The organism is Candidatus Brocadiaceae bacterium, from assembly GCA_012728835.1.
Lineage (GTDB): Bacteria > Planctomycetota > Brocadiia > SM23-32 > SM23-32 > JAAYEJ01.
In genome coordinates this window covers 71978-95645 of sequence record JAAYEJ010000012.1, presented here as the reverse complement: position 1 = coordinate 95645, position 23668 = coordinate 71978, and the positions used below count along the sequence as shown (strand labels likewise).

Sequence of the window (23668 nt, the reverse complement as noted above, 5' to 3'; positions counted from 1 at the left end):
CCCTCCCCCCCGGGGGGGAGGACGCGCCTCAGTCGCCGGCGCTTGAGTGGAGTATCTCGTCGACCAGGCCGTAGGCCTTCGCATCATCGGCCGACATGTAGAACTCCCGATCGGCGTCCTTCTCGACTCGTTCGAGCGGCTGCCCCGTGTGCTTCGCCAGGATCTCGTTGATCCACTGCCGCATCTTGATCATCTCTTCGGCGTGGATGCTGATGTCGGCCGCCGTCCCTTCCATGTCGCCGAACGGCTGGTGCAGCATGACGCGCGAATGGGGCAACGCGAACCGCTTCCCTTTCGTGCCGCCGGCCAGCAGCACGGCCGCCATGCTGAACGCGTGGCCGACCACGTACGTGGCCACCTCGCACTTGATCAACTGCATCGTGTCGTAGATCGCCAGCCCACTGGTGATCAGTCCGCCCGGCGAGTGGATGTAGACGTGGACGTCCTGCTTCTTGTTCTCGCTCTCCAGGAAGAGCAACTGCGCCACGGTCAGGTTGGCAACCAGGTCGTTGACCGGCGTGCCGATGAAGATGACGCGGTCTTCCAGCAGGCGGGAGAAGATGTCGTAGCCGCGCTCGCCCTGGGCCGTCTTCCTGATGACCGTCGGCACGATCGCCGCATTGTACGCGTGCAGGCCGTGTCCGTCGCTCGGCAGATCGTTCGTTGCTCTCATCTGGCCCTCTCCGCCGCCATGCGCGTATGCGCGTTCACTCCTCGGCGCCGGTTCCCTTCTCGGACTCCGGTTCGCCGTGCCGCCCCGCAGACTCGGCCTGCGCGACCTCCCTGATCCGGGCATGCTCGATCAGGAAGTCGATGGTCCGGCTCTCCCGCATGTCGGCGCGCAGCTCGCGCACCATCCCGCGCTCCTCCATGTAGCTGCGGGCCCGCTCCTCACGCCAGCCCTGCCGCGACGCGAAGGCCCGCACCTGGCTGTCCACCTCGGACTCGGTGACGATGATGCGCTCCCTCTCCGCCACCTGGCGCAGCAGGTAGCTGACCTTCAGCCGCTGCTCCACCACGTCCCGCTGCCGCTCGCGCCCGGCGCGGGCCCGGCGTTCCGCTTCCTCCCGCGGCACGCCCGCGCGCAGCAGGCGCAGGAGCAGCCGCAGGTTCTCGTTCGCCGCCGCGCGGTCGACCAGACCGGACGGCAGCTCGACGTCCACCGACCGGAGGAGGGCGTCGCAGACGGCGTCGCGCGTGGCGCGCTCCGTCTCCTCCTTGACCGACTCCTCCAGCCGGTCGCGCACGACCGCTTCGACGTCGGCAACCGATTCCATCCCGATCTTCCGGGCCAGTTCGTCGTCCAGCGCCGGCACCTTCCGGCGCATGGCGACCTGCAGCGCCACGCTGAGCTTCACCGACCGGCCGACCAGCTCCTCCAGTTCCGGCCGCGCGCCCGCCGCATCCTCCTGAAGCTCGGCATCCACCTCCACCGTGTCGCCGACCTTCGCATCCGCCAGGGCGCCCTTCATCCCCTCGACCGCAAAAGGCCCGATCCGCTCCGAGCGGGGGTGGAAGCCGATCCGCTCCGTCCAGTCGACGCCGGCCACCGAGACGTCGGCCTCGACGTAGTCATCCCAGTCGACGGCACCTTCGGCCTCCTCAAATGTGCTGAACTGGCGGGCAAACCGCTCCATGCCGTCGGCGAACATCTCGTCGGTCACCGCGAACGCCGGAACCTCCGCCTCCAGCCCCTTGTACTGCTGCTCGTCCAGCTCGACCTGCGGCAGGACCTCACATCGGTACTCGACCTCGATCGGCTGGCCGGGCTCCCAGGACAGCGCGTCCAGGTCCGGCTCGTCCGTGTGGCCCACCACCTCCAGGTCGTGCTCCTCCACCGCCTTGTCATAGGCTTCGGACACGACCGACGAGACGAGGTCGCTGCGCAGCGTGCTGCCCATGCGACGTTCCACGAGCCCCGCCGGGGCCTTCCCCTTGCGGAATCCGGGCAGGGCCACCTCGGCCTGCAGCGCGGTCAGTTCCTTCTGGTAGCGCTCGCGCAGGTAGGCGACCTCCGCCTCGATGCGGATCGTACACTCGGCGGGCCCGACCCGCTCCACCGCAACGCGCAGTCCGTCTTCGGCCGCCTCTCCGACAGTCGCCGCCTTGGCGGCCTCGGACGCCTGGTCTCGTTCATCCGGCATGGGAAAACACCTGTCTGGGCAAACCCTCTGAAGGGCACAGACCCCTGAGACAAAAACGAGGGACATCGTGTCCCTCTACCCCGGACAGGCTACTCGATCGCGCGGACGGAAGTCAAGTGAGGCTCCCGCCCGGGAACGGGCCGCAAGGGGCCGAAGGCGGCCCCGCGGCGGCGGTGTGGCCCCCCCAGCTATGGCCTCGCCGGGCCCTGGAGCGTCTCCGGCTTCGGCTGGACACCGGTCAGCTCCGCCCCGTCGCGCGTGAGGACGATCCGCTCGATCGTCGGGGGCTGCAGCGGCCGGTCATTGGCCCCCACCCCGAGGGCGCCGATGGCCTCCAGCACGTCGAAGCCGTCCACGACCTGCCCGAACACGGCGTGGCGCCTGTCCAGGTGCGGCGTCGGCGCCAGGGTGATGAAGAACTGCGACCCGCCCGTATTCGGCCCCGAGTTCGCCATCGAGAGCACACCGACGCGCAGGTGCCGCAGTTGCGGATGAAACTCGTCGGCAATGCGCCATCCGGGACCGCCCCGCCCCGAACCCTCCGGGCATCCGCCCTGAATCACGAACCCTCGCACCACCCGATGGAAGATCACGCCGTCGTAGAAGCCGCTGGAGGCCAGATGGACGAAGTTCGCCACCGTGTTCGGCGCCCTCGCCTCCTCCAGTCTCAGAACGATGGCGCCCATGGACGTCTCCAGGCGGGCCAGAAGCTCCGCCTCGGCCACCGCCGGCGTCTCGGCCTCGGCGGCCGCCGCCGGCTCGGCGGCCGGCTCGACGGCCGGCTCGGCGGCCGCGGCCGCGCCCCCCGCCGGAGGCGTCTCGGCCTTCTTGCACCCGCAACTCACGATCAGAACCGCCAGGCACGCTCCCAGAACCGCCCAGCCACCGTGCATGCGCATCATTGCCACTCCCCCGGTTGTTCGAAGGTCAGGTCTTGCCCACCATTTCGTCCCCAAGGATACCGCACCGGCAGGCCCGGCGCCACCGCACGGAGGGCGGCCGAGGGCCCCGACGCACGTCAGATCGGCAGGTCCTCGCCCGGGATGCGGTCGATGGCGGTGACGCTGCGCGCCCGCCGGATGCGCTCGTCGGCCTGAGACGCATGCGGGACGAAGTAGACCCGCGCGGGCCGGTTCCGGTCGCGAAAGCTGATGATGATCCGCCCGAAGCCGAACAGCCACCGCTCGACGACGTCGGTCGCGTCGAAGTCCACGTCGTAGTCGGCGTTCTTGATCTGGCGCCCCGTCTCGGTCAGGCCGCGCTGCAGGTCGGCCACGTTCGGCGTGATGGCGATGTAGTCGAAGAGCCCGCGCACCCAGCCGACGAAGAGCACAAGGACGATCGTGCCGGCGGCCATGAAGTAGAGCTTCGGCGGCACGTCCACGGCGAAGTAGCGCAGCAGCCGCACTGCGTGCCCGGCCCAGTTCACCAGGTGCAGGACCAGCAGCACGGCGCCGAGCGTCGGCACCAGGATCAGCACCGTGCGGATGTTCATGTGAAACTGCTCGACCATGACGTTCAGGATGCAGAGCACCACCCAGATGCCGCCGAGCATCCGCGGCGTCATGGCATCCGGCAGCAGGCTCCAGCGGTGCAGGTAGACGCCCAGCGCGAACAGCAGGGCCGTCGCGAGCGTGGGCGTGTAGAGCACCCACCGGGGCCGGTTCCAGAGGATCACGTACTCGTTGACCTCGCGGTGCTCGAGGATCTTGCGCTCGACGGTGTAGCGCGTGCGCGCGGTGCGCAGCAGGATGAGCAGGGCCGCCTCCGCCGCCAGCACGAAACCGGCGAGGATGTAGGTGGCGATCATCGGGTTGGAGCCCCAGGTATGGCTGAAGCCGTAGCGCACCACGGGGATCGCCGCCAGGGCCAGCACCGCCACCGCCAGACCGACGACGAGCCCCCAGGGCACGGCCTTCCGCGTGTCGGTCTGGGCCGGGGCCTTCTGTTCTTCGCTCATGGTCGTCTCACTCCTCCGCTTGCAGGGACGCCGCTCGGACGCCCTCCATCCCGTCTACGCCGGCGCGCGCCTCCGTATTCGCACAAACCGTCGCCCGAGAGGGAAAGGCGCACCGGCCGTCTCGGAATGCCGCCGCTCCACCTCGGTGGACGCGGGCCGGGCCCCGCGGCGCCGGTGCGCCTGCGCCTGTTGCCACGTCAGATCATACCAGACCGTGGCCGCTCTCCTATCGAGCATCTCAACATCTGCCGCTTCACTCCGCGTCCGCCGGCCAGATGAGCGTCAGCTCCGGCAAGCTGACGGCCACCTGCTGCGCCACCTCCGCCCGATCGCCGTCCTGCACCCGGAGCAGATCGCCGTCGGCGGAGATCGTGCGTCCGCTCGATCCCAGCCTCACGACGGCGTCTTGTATGGACAGGGGCCCGAGCGTCAAGCTCTTGCAGAACGTCAGATCTTCGTCCCGCCACCAGAGCACGACATCCGGCCGCACTTCGATCCACTGATGTCCCCTGCTGCTGTCGCCCATGAACTCCAGGATCATGCGCCCACCATGCGCGGTGACCTCGATCTCTTCGGCGCCGGGGAGCGCTGATCCAACGTTGCCCGAGACTGACGCGGGAATGACGCCGTTCTTCTTGTAGATGAGGGCATCCCGCATGGAGCCGACCAGTTGGTGGTCGTGAGCCGTCAGGGACGCGAGGATGTGCGGTCGACTCTCCTCGTCGACCGAGTGGACGAGCCATCGCTCCGAATCGTGCAGGAGCCTCACGACCAGGAACTTCCCCTCGCCATCCTGCGGTTTCTCCACGCGCGCCGCGGCAAACCCCATATCCACCCAGACGTCGGTCACCTGGCGCAGCAGGTCGCGGTTGCCGGCGTACTCGGCCCTGAGACGTTCGCCCAGCGGGGGCAGGGCGCGCGTCCGCCAGTCCGGCCCAAAGCCGAAGTCCCTGTCAACGGCCACCGCTGCCAGCCGCTCCGCGTCGCCGGCCACCAATGCGTCAAGGAACTCGACGACGGCCTCCTTCACGGGCGCTACGTCGGCCTGGAGCTTCGGCTGCATGCGCTCCCAGAGGAAGGCTTTCACCGTCCCCCCGCGCGCGACGCCCCATGGCGTCCTGCGCAGCCCGGGCTCAACGCCCATGCGCGACTGAGCCCAGAGGTCGACGCCACGCTCCAGCAGCAGTCGGGCGGTGGCCAGATGATCTTCCTCCTGAGTCCACGGCCATGCCGCCAGCTGGTGAAGGGCATTTGCCCCGTTTTCGTCCCGGTCATTGACATCCGCCCCCAGTTCGATGAGGAGCGCGCAGAGTTCCGCATCGCCGCTTTTGGCCGCGTGGAGAAGAGGCGTCAGGTTGTTGGAGCCCGAGCGCGCATGGATATCCGCGCCCTTGCTGACGAGCAGCCGGGCCATCTGCAGCCTGAGGGGTGCGCGGGCAGCCGGCATGCTCGAGAGGGTGCAGAAGGTGCAGATCGAGTGAAGGGGAGTGCTGCCTTCGCCGTTGACATCGCATCCGCGCGCGACCAGATCTTCCGCCAGCTTCAGCAGCGCCGGGTTGTCGTCCGTGCGGCTGCGCGACGCCACCATGTGCAGGGGGCTGTACTCTCCTCGGCCGAAAGTCACCTCCGCGCCGGCCCGGAGCAGGAACTCGGCCACGGCCAGATCCCGTCCGCTCAGGGCCACCAGGAGCGGCGTCACTCCCCCGCCGAATGCCAGGGGCGTGTCCAGCCAGTCGGGGTGCGCCGCCAGCAGGCGCCGGACTTCGGCGAGGTCGCCGTCCATCGTGGCCCGGTGGATGAGCCAGGGGCGGACGTCTTCGGAGACGCCCGCGCGGAGCACGAGGGGTTCGGGCGAGGAAGCCGGCAGCGGTCGCGCGTCCGCATGCTCAGCCCGAAACCTGGCCACCTTCTCGTCGACCCGCGACCGGACATCCTTTCTGAAATCGTACGACGCACTGACCAGCAGCCAGCCCTGACCGCATGCCTGCAGTTCAACGCATGCATATCCGGGCACGTCGCTCCCCGTGTACTCAAGGAAGTTGCTGACGGCCAGCGCCGACATCCCGTCGGCCAGCACCGTCTCCAGCCAGAGGCTCTCGCAGTCGGTCACGAGCCTCAGCACACGCATATCCCGCGACGGACGCTCCCGCACAGCGTAAGGCCTCAGGGCGGCACTGGTGGCATCGTCGCCCGACAGGACAGCGGTCAGGTAACGTTCGGCGACTTCACGCGCGGATCCCACCGATTCGGGGATCGGCCGGTCCAGCACCAGCCTGTAGCGCAGTCGAACGGTTGCCGGCTCGTCCTCCGTTGCCCGCTCGTCCTCCGTGCCGGTTATCTGCAAGACTCCGATGGCGCCCTCGCGCGTGCGGAATGCGTAAACCGGGTGAGCGTCCTGCGCTATGGCAATCTCCCAGACCGGCTCGGCCTCGCCCGCTGCCAGGAGTGGACTGTTGGCCACTCGCTCCGCGGGAACGTCGTCCCAGCCTTCGCCCGCACAACCGGGGAAATCATCGGGAGTCCACGGCACGACCACCATGTCAAGGCAGACCAGCCGGTGCACTCCCTCATCCTCCACGCTGAATCCGTCCAGCCCGTCTGCAACCAGTCGCTTCAGGCTGTCGGCATCGAGTCGATGCAGGGGATGCCTCGCAGTCATCCCCGTGTCCAGGTCGAGCATCAGGGAGATGCCCATGAACTTCGGCGCGAGCAGTTCCGGCGGTGCGCCAGCCGGAAACGGGAACGCCATCGAACGCGCAGACTCCAGAGCCACCTGTGCCGTGGGCCCGAAGAAGGCCGGACCTTTCTCCGCCTCCGCGCCGAACGCCAGGCCCAGGTGTCCCAGACATGCCGCGAGGACTACTGCAGCCGTCATCCGGCATCTTGCGCCCATCCCTTTCCCCTTTCGTGACCCGCTACTCGATCTCCACCACGAGATCTTCCATGCGGCATTCGAACGGCCCGCTGTCGACGACCGGCGTCAGGATGACCTTGCCTTGCACGTTCCTTGGGACTCGCCACGAGCCCGAGCACGTGCCGCCTCAGCCATACTGGAACGCGTAGTTGCCCAGCTCCTTGCCGCCCTCGTCCCGGATGACCATCTTCGGCGGCGGCATGCGTTCCGCGCCGCGCAGGAAGCGGTAAGCCTTCCCGTCGTCACCCTTCAGCTGCGCCTCGACCTCGAGGGCTCCCCCCCTCGTGGGGGAGGAATTCGTGGTCCGCGCCAGCGATGCTGTGAAGGGCGGGCCGACAGCCAGAGACGTCTCCTCGCCCTCGCGAACGAAGGCCTGCAGGATCGGATCCCGGCTCCCGCCCGCCTCCCATTTGACCCCGTCCGCAGCCACGGCCTTGACCCAGCACATGCCGATCCGGTAGTCGTCGGCGGGAACCTGGATGCGCCCGTGGCCCTCGGCGATGAAGCCGCCCTGGGCGGTGTTGCTGAGGAACTGCGCGGCCACTTCGAGCCCGTGCGGCACGGTGACCGTCCCCATGGGGAACTCGGCGGGCGTGAACTGGATGTCCCCGCCGTCGCTGCTTGTCGAGACGCTGTACCAGCGCCCTTCGCGCACGAAGCGGAGCGTGCAGTTGAAGCTCTCCTTCGAACCGAACTTGCCGTCGCCGTCCCAGTCGACGAACACCCGATCCGGCGTGACGAGCGACGGCGTCCAGATGTCGTTGAACAGGCCGTTGCCCGTGGCGTCGAAGACGGCGGCGCGATACGTCTGGCCGCCGATGATCGTCTCGCCGACGTTGTAGCAGGCCGGCATGAGATACCATCGGTCGGGCCGGCCGCCCTCATAGCGGTAGCGCCGGAGGCAGAAGTGATAGAGCCCGACGAACCCCGCCCTCTTCAGCTTCACCGCGATGGGGCCGTAGTTCTCGGTGCCCTCCCAGCGCTGGCTCTCCAGCGGCGTCTCCTCGGCCAGGTCGCCGTCGTTGTCCACGTCGAAGTAGAGCGCTCCCTTTCCCCGGTTGGCGCCGGCGTCCATCACTCCGATGAACGGCGGCTGCCCTTCCTCCCCCAGTTCGAAGACGAGATAGGAGGCCGTGCCCACCAGCTTCGGCTCGGCCGTCATCGCCGGCTTCTTCGCGGCAGGCGTCATGGGCCTGAAGCCGCTCATGGGCAATTCCTGCCGCAGGAGCGGCGGGAGCCCGTGCCGGTAGCCCAGCCCGGCGGCGCCGGTATCCCGGGCGGCCGCGGCCGCAAGCAGTAACACCGCCGCCATTGCGATTCCTGTCTTCCGCATAGTGCGCCCTCCCGTTGGCAGACTACAGCGTCTTCGGCAGCAGAGCCTTTGCCTTCTCAAGCACCTCATCCGGATCGCCAAGCGCCATCACGTTCCCCTGCGCATCGATCAGGGCGGCGGCCGGGACGTCGCGGACGCCGTAAGCCAGCCAGGTCTCCGCCTGCCAGCCGTCGGCGTCCGCCTCAGGAACGCGGACGATGGAGAACGCGATGCCGTTGTCCTTCCGGAAGTCCTCGATCTCCTCGGCGCTCGCCGTGCGATCGTGCACCGCGACGACGTTCGGACCGCCATCCTTCTGGAAGTCGCGCAAGGCGAGAAGCAGCCGCGCGCACGGCCGCCCTCCATCCCGTCTACGCCGCCGGGCTCCGTCGTATTCGGCACGCAGGCGCACCGCAGCGGTCTCCGCGCGTCGTCGCTCCACCTCGTGGACGCGGCCCGGTCGCCGGAGGGCGCCCGCGTGCCCGCGTGCCCGCCAATCGGCCAGTGATTCTACCCTCATGACAGCCATCTGACGGACCGCCGTCAGCGTCTGGCAAGCCTGGCCTCACTGGCTTCTCGGGAGTCGCTCGGAACTCCGCAACCGCACGCCGCAGCATCTCCAGCGGCGCCCCGACCCCCGGGCACCTGATTATACCCGGAATCTTCCCCCCGCCAAGACCCTTTCCGCCCCCGGCCGCTTCGCCACGGCCCACCGCTTGCCGCACGGGCCTTGCCGAGGCTCGCCCCGCCGTCCACAGGATGGTCGCCACGGGGCAGGCCGCCATGGCCACAAGCGCGGCGCAGCAGGCCAGGTAGCGCGCGCCGGCCGATCTCCGCCGCGTGAGGGCGAGCACGGGCGCCAGCAGCAGCGCCACGAGGGCGCCCTGCCAGAGGAAATGCACGAGCGCCCACCCCAGGCGCTCGACGGCGGGCCCGGCAGGCAATCCCGCGAAGCCGTTCATCTCGTCCCCTCCTCCAGTTCGTCCAGCAACCGCCGGATCCTCGCCAGTTCGTCGGCCGACACGTCGCGGTCCTGCAGGGCGTGCAGCACCAGTTTCTCGGCCGATCCCCCGAACGCGTGCTGCACCAAATCGCGGGCCAGCCGCCGCAGCGTGCGGCCCTCGGATGGCACGGCGCGGTAGACGTGCGCACGCGCCGCTTCATCGCGCTCAACCAGCCCTTTTTCGAACATGACCTGGAGCTGCTTGAGCGTCGTCGTGTATCGCACGGGCTCCGAACGGCTCACCTCGTCGTGCACCTCGCGCACGGTGCTGGGCCCGCGCCTCCAGAGCACGCCGAGGATGGCCAGTTCGGCTTCCGACGGTCTGGGCAGGCGTTCCGCCATATAAGACACCCCCCGCAAGAGCAGAGTTCCCCGTCTCTGTCCGCCCGTTATATACGATACTGATCGTATTGTCAACGATGAAAATCGTACTTTGTTGTCGAGGATGTCATTGGAGGCTTGCCCGCCTGGGGCGGGGACGCGTTCCTGCGCGTCCCCGTCTCGCGATCGGCGGTCACGCAGGAGCGTGACCCTCCAGGTGCAGGAACATCAGCCCGGCGCGCACCCGGCACGGCCGCAGGGCCGACCGTGCGACCAGGCGGCGCACCTCGTCCGCCGTGTAGCCCGTGCGGAAGATGGGATCCAGCCAGCCCAGGCAGGAGCGCCGCACGTCGGCCGCCAGCAGCGTGCCGTCGGGCGTCAGGACGCGCGCGCACTCGTCGAGCATCGCGACCGGATCGTCCACGACGTGCAGCGTGCCGACGCTCACGACGGCGTCGAACGAGTCGTCTTCGAGCGGCATCGACTGCACGTCGCCTTCGACGAACGAGACGCGCGCGGCCACGCCCGCCCGTTCGCGCAGGCGCCGGATGAAGCGGTCGGCCATCTTGCGCGCGAGTCGGGCGTGTCGTGCGGCATACTGCTCCGCCTCGGCCCGATCGCCGAAGAGGACCGGGAACCTGCTCTCCGCCTGCGGCACTCGCTTCACGCAACGTCTCCCCGAAAGAGCCGCCCCGATCATACCGGCGAGCCTGCGCACTCGGCAGCCGGTCCGAACGCGCGCGACGTTGACAGGAACGCCGAGCCGGTTAGGCTGATGGGCCGGGTCGGAAGGAGCTACGTTGCCGGCAAGGAGCAGGCAATGCGTACGTTGACGGTCGATGAGCTCTGCGCCTGCGCGCGCGGAGCGGCCGAGGTCGTGGAGAGGACGGACGGACTGCACTTCGCCCGCTGGCAGCCGGCGGCGCGCGAGTGCTGGCAGAAGATCGCCGACGAGAATGACCGCCCGCAGCTCATGGTGCGCGTCGATTGCAGCACGGGCGTCGTGCTCGACTTCCTCACTGACGCCGCCTCGGTCTCCGTCGAGGCGACACTCGACGAGGGAGCCCGGCGGGTGGCACACTTCGACCTGTGGGTGGACGGCGCGTTCGCGGGATGCCTGGGCAGCCCGGAGCCCGGCGATTGCGTCCAGGGCGAGATCGTGCTGCCGCCCGGCGACGGGCAGCGGCACTGCACGCTGTATCTGCCGCAGTCGCGCCCCTGTCATGTGCGCACGGTCGGGCTGAGCGAGGGCGCGTCCTTTGCGCCGGCGGCGGCCTTGCCCGTGCTGCTGGCGCTCGGCGATTCCATCACGCAGGGCATGGACAGCGTGCACCCGGGCCTGACCTTCCCCGCCGTGGCCGGCCGCCGGCTGGGCATGACGGTCCACAACGGCGGCGTGGGAGGGTGGATCTTCGACGTCGGCAGCCTGCCGGAGCCGCCCGTGCCGGCGCCTGCGCTCGTGCTCGTGGCGTTCGGCACGAACGATTTCAGCAACGGCCTGACGCCCGAGCCGGCGGGCCCGTACCTCGAGCAGGTGCGCCGCTTCTACCCCGAAGCGCCCGTCGCCGTCCTGGAGCCGCTGTGGCGGAGCGCCTACGGCGGCGAGACCGGCCGCAACGCCGCCGGGCGGACGCTGTCGGAATACCGCGCCGCCCTGCGCGACGTCGTCGCCGGATTTCAAGGCGTGCAGCTCGTGCGGATGGAATGGCAACTGCCGCCCGGGGACGCCTTCCTGGAGGACGGCCTCCACCCGACGACGGCGGGCCACATGGTGCTCGGGGAGAACGTGGCGCGGGCGCTGGCCGCGGCGGGCTTGCGGGCGCCGCGTTCGCTTTGAAACTCCTCGCGCGGGCCGTAGAATGGCGGTGCGAATCCGCCCGTTTTCCCTCCGTGAGGAAGAAGACCGATGGCTGACAGGGTAAAGGTCGGCGTTCTGGGCCTCGTGCACGACCATGTCTGGGGCATGCTGAAGCAGCTTCAGCAGGTGGAGGGCGTCGAGGTCGTCGGCGCCGCCGACCCCCACGAGGCGCTCCTGAACCGCTTTCGCGAGCAGACGGGCGCCGAGTTCGCAACAGACGACTACGAGGAACTGCTGGACACGCAGCCGATGGACGCCGTTCTCGTCTACGGCACGAACCGCGGGCGCGGCGACCTGGTGGAGATGGCGGCCGAGCGCGGCCTGCACATCATGAGCGAGAAGCCGATGGCCAGCGACCTGGCCGTGGCCGACCGCATGCTGGTGGCGGCGCGCAAGGCGGGCGTGCAACTGATGATCAACTGGCCCATCGCCTGGAGCCCGGTGATCCTGTGCGCGCTGGACCTCGTGCGCCAGGGCGACATCGGCCGCGTCTGGCAGATGAAGTGGCGCGGCGGCCACTGCGGCCCCAAGGAGTTCGGCTGCGATCCGCACTTCTACGAATGGCTCTACGACCCGTTCGAGAACGGCGGCGGGGCGCTGGTCGATTACCTGGGCTACGGCGCCAACCTGGCGCGGCTCTTCATCGGGCGGCCCACGGCCGTCATCGCCATCGCCGGGCGGCTGGTCAAGCAGTACATCGCCGTGGACGACAACGCGGTCGTCGCGCTGGAGTACCACGACGCCAACGCGGTGATCGAGACGACCTGGACGGAGCCGATCCCGTACAAGCCGCCGCACGACGTGATCCTCTACGGAACCGAGGCGGTGCTGATCGCCGGCCGCAGCGCGGTGACGCGCTACAGCAAGGCCGAGCCGGACGGGCGCGTGATCGAGCCGGCGCCCCTGCAGGCGCCCCGCCGCAACGGGCCGGAGTTCTTCATCCACTCCGTGCGCACCGGCGAGCCCATCGAGGGCCCGTGCAGCCCCGAGGTGTCGCACAACGCGCAGGAAGTCGTCGAGGCCGCCAAGCTGTCCGTGCTGACCGGCCAGAAGATCGCCCTGCCCCTGGTGGACCATCTGTACGCGTAGAGGCGCGCGCCGAGCGCCGGGCCCGACTCCACGACCTCAGCCGGGGGGCGACATGAAGGACACCCTGCCGACCGCGTCTCTGCTGCGCGAGCAGTTCGCCAGCGGCGCGCGCAGCGCCGAGGACATCGTCCGCGAGCATCTGGATCGGATCGCCGAACGCGAGCCCCGGGTGGACGCGTTCCTGACCGTCCTGGACGAGCAGGCCCGGGAGCGTGCGCGCACGCTGGACGCACGCCGCGCGGCCGGCGCCCCGCTCGGCATGCTCGCCGGCGTGCCGGTCGCCCTCAAGGACAACATCTGCACGCGCGGGGTCCGCACGACGTGCGGGGCGAAGATGCTGGCCGGCTTCGTCCCGCCCTACGACGCGCACGTCGTCGAACGGCTGCTGGCCGAGGACGCGGTGATCATCGGCAAGGCCAACATGGACGAGTTCGCCATGGGGTCCTCGACCGAGAACAGCGCGTTCAAGATCACGAAGAACCCCTGGGACCCCGCCCGCATCCCGGGCGGCTCCAGCGGGGGCAGTGCCGCGGCCGTGGCCGCCGGCATGGCGCCGCTGGCGCTCGGCAGCGACACGGGCGGCTCCATCCGCCAGCCGGCCGCCCTCTGCGGCGTCGTCGGACTGAAGCCCACGTATGGACGCGTCAGCCGCTACGGGGTGATCGCCTTCGCCAGTTCGCTGGATCAGGTCGGCCCGTTCGCACGCACGGCCCGCGACGCCGCCCTGCTGCTGCAGGCCATCGCCGCGCCGGACGAGCGCGACTCGACCTGCGCCCGCACGGAGCCGGACGACTACCTGGCGCAGATCGACGCGGGCGTCGACGGCATGACGTTCGGCCTGCCGCGCGAGTTCTTCCTCTCCGAGGGCATGGACCCCGAGGTCTCGGCCGCCGTCGACGAGGCGCGCCGCACGTTCGAGACGCTCGGCGTCCGGTTCGTCGACATCTCCCTGCCCCACAGCCGCATCGACGCCCAGGACGGGCTGCTGTCCAGCTACGCCCTGGCCACCTACTACGTGCTGGCCACCGCCGAGGCCAGCTCGAACCTGGCCCGCTTCGACGGCGTCAAGTACGGCCACCGCAGCGCCGGCTTCTCCGACATGGTCGACATGTACGCGAAGACGCGCGAGGAGGGTTTCGGCGACGAGGTCAAGCGCCGCATCATGCTGGGCACCTACGCGCTGAGCGCCGGCTACTACGACGCCTACTTCCTGAAGGCCGCCCGCGTGCGCCGCCTCATCAAGGAGGACTTCGACCGCGCCTTCGAGCAGGTCGACGTCGTCCTCGGCCCCACGGCCCCGCAGAGGGCGTTCCACACCGGCGAGAGGGCCGCCGACCCGCTGGCGATGTACATGAGCGATATCTTCACCATCCCCTGCAACCTGGCCGGCATCTGCGGCATCTCGGTGCCGTGCGGCTTCACCCGGTCGGGCCTGCCCATCGGCGTGCAACTGATGGCCACGCACTGGGCCGATGCCACCCTTCTGCGCGCCGCCCACGCCTTCCAGAGCGCCACGGACCACCACCTCCGCACCCCCTGACGACGGCCGCCGACGGGCCGGAACGACTTGACCTCGCAGGGCAGGCCCGGTAGCATCGAAGGTGTGGGGCGTCCGGGCCGCGGCGGGCCGGGGGCGCACGCGCGCGCGCGCATCAACGCGGGCAATCACGAGCCGATCGGGGGGCGTTCTGGCCGGCTGAGGCCACAGCGAAGGGTTCGAGGACACTACTGTACTTCTGCGCCGAGGGGGAAAGATGAGTAAGCGCAAGAAAGACGAAGGCTCGAAGCGGACCGTCGCCAAGCGAGAGGCGAACGAAACCGGGTGTACCTATCGCGTCCTGGGCGGAAGCGGAGGGCACGGCAAGGAGCGCCGGGCGGCCATTCTGGACATCAGCACCAGCAGCGCGCGCATCGCCGTCAACGAGCAGCTGGAGGCCCATGCCCGCCTGGAGCTGATCGTGAGCGGCTTCGGCCTGAGTGAACCCGCCCGGGTGCACGGCAGCGCGTCCTGGTGCCGCCGGGACGGATCGACGGACTTCTCGCACGAGGCCGCCGTCGACCTGTCGGCCCCGTCCGGTGAAGACCTGAAGCGCCTGCGCAGTCTGCCGATGTTCTACGACCTGCGGCACATTCAGATCGACCACGACCTTGTTGCCGCCCTGCCCCGGGGCATCGCGCAGGAGCTGCGGATCGCCCCGTTCCGGTTCGACCCGGGGACCGACACCGTGCACCTGGCCACGTCGCGGTGGCACGGACGCCAGACGCTCGACACGCTGCGCAAGGAGTTCGGACACCCCGTGCAACTGCACTACGCTCCCATGCGGGACGTGATGAGCGCCATCCGCTTCCTTTACGGCACCATATCGGTGCAGGAATCGGGGGCGTCGACGGGTTCGGCCTTCCTGGCCAACATGCTCGAGGAAGCCGATCGGCTGCGCGCCTCTGACATCCACCTGCAGCCGGGCGATCCCTGCCACGTGCGCTACCGGGTCGACGGCATCATGGCCATGGGGCCGAAGCTGGAGCCGGAGCACTACCGCGGCCTGGTCAACCGCATCAAGGTCGAGGCCGGCATGGACATCGCCGAGCAGCGCGCCGCGCAGGACGGCCACTTCGAATGGGAGACGCCCTCGCTGAAGCATCGCGACATCCGCGTGGCCTCCGTTCCCACGGTTCTGGGCGAGCACGTATCGCTGCGCCTGCTGGGCGAAGGCGACCGCCCCGGCCGGCTCGACGCACTCGGGCTGTCCGAGGAGCAGTTGGACATGCTCCTCGACGCCGTGAACCGCCCCGAGGGCCTGGTCCTCGTCACCGGCCCCACCGGCGCGGGCAAGACGACCACGCTCTATGCCGCCCTGCGGGAGATCGACCGCATCGACCGCCACGTGATCACGATCGAGGACCCGGCCGAACACAAGTTCGCCAACGTCACCCAGATCGAGCTGCACGGGCCCACCAAGATGACGGCGGGCAACGTCCTGCGGTCCGTGCTGCGGCACGACCCCGACGTGCTGGTCGTCGGGGAGATCCGCGACACCGACACGCTGCACATCGCCATGCAGAGCGCACTGAGCGGCGCCCTCACACTGGCGGCCATGCAGGCGGACGACGCCCCCTCGGCCCCGGTGCGGCTGCTGCACATGGGCGCGCCTGCCTACGTGCTGGCCTCGAACCTGCGCCTGGTCGTCGCCCAGCGACTGATGCGCAGGCTGTGCGAGGCGTGCCGCCGGCCGGCGGAAGTGCTTGAGAAGGAAGCCCGGCTGCTCGGGCTGGAGCCCGGGCTGGAGGCCTACGAACCCGCCGCCTGCGCCGAATGCGACTACTCGGGCTACCGCGGCCGCGTCGGCGCGTTCGAGGTGCTGCCGTTCGGAGCGGTCGCACGCGAACTGATCCTGAAGGGCGCGCCGGCCTCAGAGTTCCGGAACGTAGCGGCCGAGAGCGGCCTGGTCACCATGCGTGACCGGGCGGCCGCCTACGTGCGGGCCGGCATCACGGACGCACGGGAGGCACTGCGCACGGTCCCCCTGGGAGCCGTCGGGGAGTAGCCGACCGGGTATGGCGCGGGGGCGTCCGGGCATTGGCGCCCCGGGCGGGCATGCGCTATGCTGTGCGCCGTGTTGCGCCGCCACTTCGGCTCGGCGCTCCCGCTGCGGATGCCCGAGGACGGGAACGGACAGGCATGCTCGAAGTGCTGACGATCTGCCTGCCCGTGTTCGCCATGATCGGGCTGGGGGCGCTGCTGCGGCGCGTCGGGTTCATCGACGACACGAGCCACGCCTTCCTCTCGCGCTTCGTCTACCTGTTCGCCCTGCCCGCCATCATCTTCCTGCACGTGGCGTCCTCGGGCTTTCGCGAGCTGTTCGTGCCGGGCGTTGTGGTGACGTCCGTCCTGGCCATTGCGGGGGTGCTGGCGGTCTTCCGGCCGTTCACGTCGCGGCTGGCCGCCGGGCTGCGCGGACCGGTGCTGCTCAGCACGTTCTTCGCCAACACGGCCTACCTGGGCATCCCCCTGGCCCGGAGCGCGTACGGCAGCGAGGGGCTGCGCTACGCGGCCATCGTCAACGCGTTCATGTTCCCGCTGATGGTGGTGCTCAGCGTCTCGCTCCTGGCGGGCGGTCAGGCCGGCGCCCGGTGGCGGTGGCGGGCTCTGCGCGCCGCCCTTCTGAACCCGAGCATCATCGCCGCGCTCGTGGGCGTTCTGGTCTCGGGCGCCGTGCAGCAGTTCGCACTGGCAGACCTGGTGGGCCGGTCGGTCCTGCTCTCGGCGGCCGTCGACATCGGCGTGCGGACGCTGCGGATGCTCGAGAGCATGTCGCTGCCTCTGGCGCTGATCGCCGTCGGGGCCTCCCTGCGCCTGCGCTACGTGCACGGGCACATGTTCCTGATGGCCGCCTGCTCAGCCGGGAAGCTGCTCCTGATGCCCCTGGTGGCCCTCCTGGGGTGTCGGCTGCTCTTCCCGGGCATGCCCGGGGCGGCCGTCGGCACCACGGTGCTGCTGATGGGCAGCCCCCTGGCCGTCACGTCCTACGTGCTGGGCCGCGAGATGAACGCCGACGGAGACCTCATCGCCGGCCTGCTGGTGGTGAGCACGATCACCGCCGTGCTGACCATCCCGATGTGGCTCCTCATCCTGCCGTGACCGCCCCGCGGCCGGGCTGTGCACCTTGACTCCCTGCCCCCGCACCGGGTAGGCTCCCGGCCGGACAGCAGAAAGGAGGACCCTCATGGCCGATGGACCCCACAGCGAGGCGGCAGATGCAGCAGGCGCCGGACCGGCGGGGGGCAGGCTGTCGGCCGCGGCACTGATCGTCGTGAACCTCGTCCCCCTGGCGGGCGTGCTGGCGCTGGACTGGGACGCCCGCGCCGTCGTGCTGCTGTACTGGGCCGAGAACCTCGTCGTGGGCTTCTACACCGTGCTGAGGATGGCCTTCCTTTCGGCCGACGAACCGGCGCACCACCTGGGGAAGCTGTTCGCCATCCCCTTCTTCTGCGTGCACTTCGGCATGTTCTGCCTGGTCCACGGCGTGTTCCTGGTCACACTCCTCGGGATCGGGCGGGACGGTCCCTTCATGCACGGCGGCCCCTTCGCTCACCTGTGGCGGAACCTGCCGCCGGGGATCGCCTGGCCGCTGTTCGGGCTGTTCGTCAGCCACGGGATCTCGTTCATTCAGAACTACCTGCAGGGCGGCGAGTACAGGACGCTGAACATCGCCGAGGCCATGATTCGGCCCTACGGGCGCATCATGCTGATGCATGTGACCATCCTGGCGGGCGCGTTCTTGGTGGTGGCGCTGGGCTCGTCCGTGGGCCTGCTGGTCGTCCTCATCGTCCTCAAGACGGTCGTGGACCTCCGCCTGCACAGGAAGTCGCACCGGGCCGCCGGCATGCAGGAGCCCCTGCGGAGTGCAGAGACGACGTTCGACTGACGGGCCCGTCGCACCTGCGCCGGACACGGAACGCCCTGGAATGACGGGCCGTGTGGTCGCACGGCAAGCCGGGCGAGTGGCGGAATCGGCAGACGCTCTGGACTTAAAATCCAGTGGCCCGCCCGCGGGCCGTGAGGGTTCGATCCCCTCCTCGCCCACCACCTAACCGGTTACTGTATGAAGTTTTACGATCCTGGGCCTCTCAGGCGCCGCAACACCTTCGTCAGGGCCGTGTGACGGACATGTGACGTCCCTGATCGCCTTCCCGAAGGGAAGACGGGCCTGCGCGTCCCGGAGCGCCTCCGGCATGACTCCCGCGTAGCACTTCACGGTGCCGGCAATCGCGCTGTGCACGTGCACGGGGAGTTGTCCGGCGTCATCCTGATCCCGGCGGCAGTAGAAGTGTTCCGAGGTCACTCGGCTGCGGAGGATGTCTGATGGCGAAGTTGACCGATGTCAAAGGCGTTGGCGGCGTGCATGAAGCCGCGCTGGCCATCGTCCTCTTGGGCCTTTTCGCCGTGAGTCTGTCGGCATTCGCGCATGCCCAACCAGACCTGGCCGGGGCCGCGATCGGGCAAGGTGCGGTATCGCGCACGCCGGGGGCCGGTGCCTCCCCTCCGCTCAGCTTTACCTTGCCGAACATCGAGTACCCAACCGAGGGGAGAGTGTATTACGTTTCGCCCGAGGGCACGGCGAGCGCCGAAAACAGCCTCGAACGCCCCTGGAACATCAAGCATGCGCTGGCCACGGCGGACGACGGTTCCATCCTGGTCTTGAGGGGCGGCGAATACCGGACGGGTGACTTGACCATCAGGAAGAGTCTCACCATACAACCGTACCGCAGCAGGGAGGGCAATGAGCAGGTCTGGTTCAAGGGAAGCCGAGTGATCCCGGCGGCCGAATGGCGCACCGAAGGCGACAAGTGGGTCAAGGACGGCTGGGAGCATTCGTTTGTCATCTACCCCTCCGACAGCCTGTTTGTTGTCCCTGAGTACCCGCTCGCCGGGTATGGCGACATGGTGTTTGTTGACAACGCCCCGCTCGCCCAGGTGGCGTCGGTTGCGGAAGTCGCCCCCGGGACGTTCTGTGTCGACGCAACGAACAAGAAGCTCTGGCTGGGCGACAACCCGGAAGGGAAGAAAGTGGAAGCGACTGTCTATAGAAGGGGCCTTGCCACCAACGATGACGGCCCGGCCTATCTGACGCTTCGCGGCATCGGCTTCATGCATTACGCCACGCAGGGCGCGTCCTTGCGGGGGCCGCGCCGGACGGTGGAAGGCTGTGCTTTCGTCCGGAATGGGGGCTATGGCTTCGCGCTGCATAGGGCGGCCAACTCCGTGATCCGCGGCTGCGTGTTTTCATGCAACGCCAACAGCGGCATGGGCATGAGCGCGTCGCCCGATGTGCTGATCGAAAACTGTGTCTTCTCGCACAACAACCAGGAGCATTTCAGCAAATCCTGGGATGCCGCAGGGATCAAGGTCACGAATTTGGATACCAAACGCCTGACCTTCCGCCACAACATCCTGGAACACAACGACGCCACCGGCCTGTGGATTGACATCAACGTGAGCGGGGCCCTGGTCTATGACAACATCTCACGCCATAACAAGGGCGTTGGTCTCTACAATGAGATTTCGCTGGACAACGTCTTCGCCTTCAACACTGTGTACGGCAATACCATTGGCGTTCGGATCTCCGGAGGGATGAGGATCCGGGTATACAACAACACGATCGTAGACAATGGCCTGAACGTGAGGATCATGGACAACGACAGGCAGAACAACCCGGACCGGAAGATCAGCCGCGCGAGCTACGATGCCAGAGCGACCATGCCCGGCTGGCTGTGGGACACCTACGACAACGAGGTCGTGAACAATGTCATCTCCGGCAGCAGCGGGAAGGCGCTTGTTGATGCGGGAGTGGTGGCTTGGCCGGAGCAGGTCGCTTTCGGCAAGGACAAGGCCACGGCCATGGTCACCCGGTCCGATCACAACGTCTACTACCGCCCGAACCCGAGTACCCCTGAGCATCTGGTGCTCGGCGCCGTTGAGGGGAAGAAGAGAGTCAACTGGCGATCATTGGCTGACTTCAAAGAGGACTGTCCCGGCTTCGGAGATGCCTCGGTGAGCATCGACGGCGGAGAGGAGCCCTCCTTCGCGAACGCGGCGGAACGCGACTACCGGCCGCGCAGAAACAGCGCGCTGGTGGGGAGCGCCGCGCCGCTGCCGGAGGACATCGCGAAGGGCTGCGGACGTCCGGTCGAGATCGGCTACATTGGCGCGCAAGAACCGGAATGACCGGCGGGCGCCGGCCCGCACCCTCCTCGAACGGGCGGTCGCTCTGCACGAGGCGAAACCGGTGCATTCCTTCGGCGGGCGGCACTACGTCGGCGCCGAGGCGTACGGCGAGTGTATCAAGGCTCTGGAGACGACCGGCGGCCCCGCCGACCTCGTGCTCGACGAAGTCGTGCGTGGCAGAGCCGCCGCGGCCGCATTCTGCGAGGCAGCCGCCCTGCCGAGTGCAACCTTCGGCGGCCGCGAGCTGTCATAGAGCCTGGAGGCGGCGACCCGCGGAGGGAGCCGCGACGCAGACGGATCGAGGGTACGCGCGATGTCCGATGTGACCGATGCGGAACTGGTAAGCCGAGTCCTCAGTGGCGACCAGGACGCCTATCGTGAGCTGGTCTCACGGTACCAGGGGCACGTCTACGGCCTGGCGTACAGCATCGTAGATCACTGGGCCGATGCCCAGGACATCGCGCAGGAAGTCTTCATCCGGGCCTACTCGAACCTGGATCAGCTCCGGGACCATACCCGATTCGCCGCCTGGCTGAGGCGCGTGACGTTCGGCGTGACCATGAACTGGCTGAAGGCCTTCCGCCCGGGCCTCTTCAGACACCTGGGCCACCTCTCGGGGCCGGACGGCCTGGACGTGCCGGACTTCCGCCCCGGGCCACCCGAGATCGCCGAGAAGAAGGACCTGGCCGATGCCGTGCTCGGCGCCGTCCACTCGCTGCCTCCCAGGTACAGGATCCCCCTGACGATGTTCCATTTGGGCTGGCTCTCATACCGCAAGGTGGCGGAGTTCCTGGACGTGCCGCTCGGCACGGGCCCGCCCAGAAGTCCTTCCAGTCCGAGCCCGACTCCCCCGTGGGCGGATTTCGCCGGCACGGAACACAGAACGGCTGCGAGAACCGACAAGTAGAGCACCCGGTACGCGAAACGCATGATCGCCCCCTGCGCTGCATGAATCGTGATGCCACTTCTCTCATGCATATCAGCACGCCATGCGCAGTGCAGGCCACGTCCCGCCGGCGCCCGTCGGGCTGCTTACGCGGGGTCATTCCCACAGGTCAGCGGCCATCACCCGCAGCACCTCCTCGACCGAGGTCGTGCCGTCGGCGGCGCGCAGGATTCCGCACTGGAGCATCGTGCGCATGCCGGCCGCCGTGGCGGCCTGGCGGATCTCGCGCGCCGGGGCCTCCCCGGCTATCAGTTCCCTGATCCGGTGGTCCGGGGTGAGGATCTCGTGGATGCAGGTGCGGCCGCGGTAGCCGGTGCCCCGGCACTTCTCGCAGCCGGCCGGCCTGTAGAACTGCACGTTTTCCCGGCCTTCAAGCATCTCCGCCGCGTCCGGCGGGAGGGAGTGGCGCGGCGGGTCGATCGGCTCCCTGCACTCCCGGCACAACATGCGTACGAGGCGCTGGGAGATGACGGCAGCCAGAGAGGAATTCAGCACGAAGGGCTCCAGGCCCATGTCCAGCAGCCGCCTCAGGCCGGCCGAAGCCGTGGGGGCGTCGATTGTGGAGAACACAAGGTGACCGTTCAGGGCGCACTGCGCCGCCAGGTTCGCGACCTCGGCATCAGGCAGCATGCCGATCATGATCACGTCGGGGTCCTGGCGCAGCAGGCTCCGCACGACGGCAGGGAAGGTGCGCCCGGCCCGGGGGTCGACATCGACTTGCGAGACGCCTTCCAGGTAGTACTCGACGGGGTCCTCGACGGACACGACGCACCGGCTGTCGCGATCCAGTTCCATCAGCATGGCGTACAGCAGCGTGGTTTTCCCGGAGCCCGTCGGACCGGCCACGAGCACCAGGCCGTGTGGCAGGCGGCAGAGGCTCCGCGCCGTCGCCAGATCTTCGTCGAGCAGGCCAATCTCCCTCAGCCGGGGGTGCATCGTCCTTCGGTCCAGCATCCTCATCACGACGCGCTCGCCGCGAACCATCGGTACGCTGCTGACTCGTACGTCGATGGCCCTTCCGCTCACGTTGAGTTGGATGCGTCCGTCCTGGGGCGCCCGCTTCTCCATCAAGTCCATGCCCGCCATGACCTTGATCCGGTTCACGACTTCGTCATAGGGGATCTGCTCGCCCGGGCGCAAGCCCTCCCGTGGCCGACTGTAATCGTGAAGCACGCCGTCCAGGCGCAGGCGAAACCGCCCCTGCCCGTTCTCGGTCGGCTCGACGTGTACGTCGCTCGCCCTCTCCTGCAGGGCGTTGAGCATCAGAACGTTGACAAAGCGGCTGACGGCCGGCAGTTCGTGCATCTGGGGCAGGGCCTCGATCGGCTCCGCCCGAAGCGAACGGAGGTCGCCGGACTCCAGCGCATTGGCAATCCTCATCGCCTGCTCGTGCAGGTTCCCGGAGTCCTCGCCGATCTCCACGGCAAAACAGACGGCAAGTGGGAAGAGATCCGTGTGCTCTCGCATCACGGACGCCATCGAGCTGCCGCGCAAAACGGACTGCTCGATAGCTTCCACTGCGTCCGCCAGAGCATCCGTGCAGACCTCCTTGCGCAAGACCCGAAAGGTCTCCAGGATTGGAACCCCCGACCCGATCATGTGCCCGAAGCAGCGCCAGAAGCGCACCTGCTCGTCGCCCTTCGGCGGCACGCCGGGCAGCGGCAGGCTGCCGTCTTGTACAGCCTCGACCAGCCGCGACGCGACGGCCGGGATCGGCCCTCCCTCTTCGGCCGCACGGAGGAGGACGGCGACGCTCTGCGAGAACAGCTCTGGCTCTCCGGCCACAGCCATGTGGGAAGGCTTGCCACCTTCAAGCGCCGCTGAGATCCGGGCCAGAGGACCCTCGAATGCCGTGCCGGCCATCTCTTCCTTGCTCTCGTTGAGCGCCCACAGGATGTTGCCGTGCTCCTTGAGGCGCCCGGCAAGGAACCGCCAGAACCGCACGTGCTCTTCCCTTGTCGCCGTTGGTGCCATCGTCGACCTCCCATTTGATGCCCGACAGGATGTGCGCCACGTCGCTCTCGGCAGTGCTGCGCGCGTAGACGCGTTCGCGCCGGGCAATCCAATCGATCAGCTTCTCGCGGCGGATGCGGATGCGCCCGCCGATCTCAAATGCCGGCAACTGCGACGCGGCCTCCCGCAGATCGTCCGGCTCCACCCGCAGGAACGCCGCGGCCTCCTCCAGCGTCATCACCTCAGGCGCAGGCCTGGCGCGCAGTTCCTCATTGAGCGCGCGCCGCGTCCGGAGCATCGCCCCGGCCGACGGCCGAAGGCGCGGCAGAAGCTTCAGCCGCGCGTCCGTCTCGCGGATTGCGGCCAGGCGCCTCGCGCAGACCGCGCAGCCCTCCAGGTGCCCCTTCAGGGCGGCAGCGCTCTCGGGATCGAGATCGCCCGC

Annotated in this window: 19 protein-coding genes and 1 tRNA gene; 10 read left to right on the top strand and 10 right to left on the bottom strand. The window is 68.7% G+C overall.

Annotated features, from left to right (window positions below):
- Positions 1–28: 28 nt before the first annotated feature.
- The 9 genes from GXY85_02060 to GXY85_02020 all read right to left on the bottom strand — a co-directional run bounded on the left by GXY85_02060 (position 29) and on the right by GXY85_02020 (position 10354).
- Positions 29–673, bottom strand: a complete 645-nt coding sequence (locus GXY85_02060; protein ID NLW49615.1) for an ATP-dependent Clp protease proteolytic subunit — start codon at positions 671–673, stop codon at positions 29–31.
- A gap of 34 nt (positions 674–707) precedes the next feature.
- Complete coding sequence (tig, locus tag GXY85_02055) at positions 708–2144, bottom strand: trigger factor (protein ID NLW49614.1); 1437 nt, start codon at positions 2142–2144, stop codon at positions 708–710.
- Positions 2145–2332: 188 nt separating this feature from the next.
- Positions 2333–3037, bottom strand: coding sequence for a peptidylprolyl isomerase (locus GXY85_02050; protein ID NLW49613.1), 705 nt, complete (start codon positions 3035–3037; stop codon positions 2333–2335).
- A 125-nt stretch (positions 3038–3162) separates the two neighbouring features.
- A complete protein-coding gene (locus GXY85_02045; protein NLW49612.1) occupies positions 3163–4104 on the bottom strand; it encodes a hypothetical protein in 942 nt (313 codons plus the stop codon).
- A 253-nt stretch (positions 4105–4357) separates the two neighbouring features.
- Positions 4358–6979, bottom strand: a complete 2622-nt coding sequence (locus GXY85_02040) for a hypothetical protein (protein ID NLW49611.1) — start codon at positions 6977–6979, stop codon at positions 4358–4360.
- Between the two features lie 166 nt (positions 6980–7145).
- Positions 7146–8330, bottom strand: a complete 1185-nt coding sequence (locus GXY85_02035; GenBank protein NLW49610.1) for a hypothetical protein — start codon at positions 8328–8330, stop codon at positions 7146–7148.
- 43 nt (positions 8331–8373) lie between these two features.
- Positions 8374–8850 (bottom strand): hypothetical protein, encoded by a 477-nt coding sequence (locus tag GXY85_02030; GenBank protein NLW49609.1) that lies wholly within the window; start codon positions 8848–8850, stop codon positions 8374–8376.
- Between the two features lie 438 nt (positions 8851–9288).
- Positions 9289–9675 carry a BlaI/MecI/CopY family transcriptional regulator gene (locus tag GXY85_02025; GenBank protein ID NLW49608.1) on the bottom strand — a complete coding sequence of 129 codons (387 nt, stop codon included), beginning with the start codon at positions 9673–9675 and terminating at the stop codon, positions 9289–9291.
- Positions 9676–9847: 172 nt separating this feature from the next.
- Positions 9848–10354, bottom strand: a complete 507-nt coding sequence (locus GXY85_02020) for a class I SAM-dependent methyltransferase (GenBank protein ID NLW49607.1) — start codon at positions 10352–10354, stop codon at positions 9848–9850.
- A gap of 120 nt (positions 10355–10474) precedes the next feature.
- Between GXY85_02020 and GXY85_02015 the strand changes: the two genes are divergently transcribed.
- From GXY85_02015 to GXY85_01970, 10 genes are all read left to right on the top strand, one after another.
- Positions 10475–11491, top strand: a complete 1017-nt coding sequence (locus GXY85_02015; GenBank protein NLW49606.1) for an SGNH/GDSL hydrolase family protein — start codon at positions 10475–10477, stop codon at positions 11489–11491.
- Positions 11492–11560: 69 nt separating this feature from the next.
- The gene (locus GXY85_02010) at positions 11561–12601 is read left to right on the top strand and encodes a Gfo/Idh/MocA family oxidoreductase (protein ID NLW49605.1); all 1041 of its coding nucleotides are present in this window, start codon (positions 11561–11563) and stop codon (positions 12599–12601) included.
- A 52-nt stretch (positions 12602–12653) separates the two neighbouring features.
- Positions 12654–14141 (top strand): Asp-tRNA(Asn)/Glu-tRNA(Gln) amidotransferase subunit GatA, encoded by a 1488-nt coding sequence (gene gatA / locus GXY85_02005; protein NLW49604.1) that lies wholly within the window; start codon positions 12654–12656, stop codon positions 14139–14141.
- Between the two features lie 214 nt (positions 14142–14355).
- On the top strand, positions 14356–16146 hold the full coding sequence (locus tag GXY85_02000; GenBank protein ID NLW49603.1) for a type II/IV secretion system protein: 1791 nt from the start codon (positions 14356–14358) through the stop codon (positions 16144–16146).
- 134 nt (positions 16147–16280) lie between these two features.
- Positions 16281–17240 (top strand): AEC family transporter, encoded by a 960-nt coding sequence (locus GXY85_01995; GenBank protein ID NLW49602.1) that lies wholly within the window; start codon positions 16281–16283, stop codon positions 17238–17240.
- An 85-nt stretch (positions 17241–17325) separates the two neighbouring features.
- Positions 17326–18027 (top strand): hypothetical protein, encoded by a 702-nt coding sequence (locus tag GXY85_01990; protein NLW49601.1) that lies wholly within the window; start codon positions 17326–17328, stop codon positions 18025–18027.
- 70 nt (positions 18028–18097) lie between these two features.
- Positions 18098–18188 (top strand) — tRNA-Leu (locus tag GXY85_01985).
- 276 nt (positions 18189–18464) lie between these two features.
- The gene (locus GXY85_01980; GenBank protein NLW49600.1) at positions 18465–20327 is read left to right on the top strand and encodes a hypothetical protein; all 1863 of its coding nucleotides are present in this window, start codon (positions 18465–18467) and stop codon (positions 20325–20327) included.
- On the top strand, positions 20305–20580 hold the full coding sequence (locus tag GXY85_01975) for a hypothetical protein (GenBank protein NLW49599.1): 276 nt from the start codon (positions 20305–20307) through the stop codon (positions 20578–20580). The genes GXY85_01980 and GXY85_01975 overlap by 23 nt, the downstream gene beginning before the upstream one ends.
- Positions 20581–20640: 60 nt before the next feature.
- The gene (locus tag GXY85_01970) at positions 20641–21234 is read left to right on the top strand and encodes a sigma-70 family RNA polymerase sigma factor (protein NLW49598.1); all 594 of its coding nucleotides are present in this window, start codon (positions 20641–20643) and stop codon (positions 21232–21234) included.
- 135 nt (positions 21235–21369) lie between these two features.
- On the opposite strand, the gene tadA is transcribed toward GXY85_01970, so the two are convergent.
- Complete coding sequence (tadA, locus tag GXY85_01965; GenBank protein ID NLW49597.1) at positions 21370–23247, bottom strand: Flp pilus assembly complex ATPase component TadA; 1878 nt, start codon at positions 23245–23247, stop codon at positions 21370–21372.
- Positions 23248–23668: the final 421 nt, after the last annotated feature.